General features: G+C 45.3%; 1 protein-coding gene. It reads left to right on the plus strand.

What is annotated here, in order from left to right; genetic code table 11:
- Positions 1-92 precede the first annotated feature (92 nt).
- On the plus strand, positions 93-1,085 hold a 993-nt coding region (locus Q0L00_RS19565), incomplete at its 3' end, for an IS1380 family transposase (protein ID WP_297338582.1).

The raw sequence follows: 1,085 nt of genomic DNA on the forward strand, positions 1-1,085 counted from the left end.
CCGCAATTATGCAATAGGAATAGTAAAGTTTCCCAAAATCTTTGAAAGGGAAGAGAAAAGCACGATTTTTAATAGAATCAACTTTCACCAAAATGGTTAATCTGCCTATTGAGTATTCGGACAAACCTGTGACTCCTTATGGAGGAATGAGTTTGATGAAGCGTTTTGTGGATCAGACTGGGATTAAGGAGTATCTCAGCTCGCTTGATTTGCCTCAACCGGGATCTAACCGGGGCTATGATCCGACAGATATCGTGACCTCCTTTTGGCTGAGCATCTGGACCGGTGCGAGCCGCTATATCCACTGTGACTGGCTGCGTTATGATTCGGTATTGCAGTCCATTTTTGGATTGGATCAGATGCCCTCACAAAGCACCTACAGCCGATTTTTCGGTAAGTTTTCCCAAAAAAGAAACACCGAGGTTTTTCCTGTTCTTCAGCACTGGTTTTTTGACCAGATTGGCGTGGATAATCTTACCGTTGATTTTGACAGCACTGTGATTACCCGCTACGGAGATCAGCAAGGAAGTGCCAAAGGGTACAATCCCAATAAGCGGGGCAGGAATTCCCACCATCCGCTGATGGCCTTTGTTGGACAGACCCGGATGGTAGCCAATGCCTGGCTCAGACCCGGCAACACGGCCGACAGCAGCAGTTGCAAGTTGTTTATGCAGGAAACATTTGACCAGGCATTGAAAGGCAAAAAAGTAGGCTTGGTAAGGGCTGACAGTGGCTTTTATACCGAAGAGTTGTTAAGCTATCTGGAGGAAGAACAGCTCAATTATATCATGACGGTGAAGATGTACCCGAATGTGAAAAGTGAAGTGTGGGGATTGGACAACTGGGTGGAACTGACCAAGGGTATTGAGCTGAGTGAGATGAGGTTTTCTCATGAAAAGGGCAAATCCAGAAGGTATATTGTGGTGAAAAAACAAGTGGATATCCGACCTAAATCAGGAGGAAAAGAACTGTTTGAAGATCTTCCGGGCTATCGCTTCAGCTGTTATGTCACCAATCTGGATCTTCCTTTAGATCAGATCTGGAATGTATACAACACCAGGGCAGACTGTGAAAACAGAATCAAG

It is taken from the genome of Algoriphagus sp., assembly GCF_024305035.1.
Lineage (GTDB): Bacteria > Bacteroidota > Bacteroidia > Cytophagales > Cyclobacteriaceae > Algoriphagus.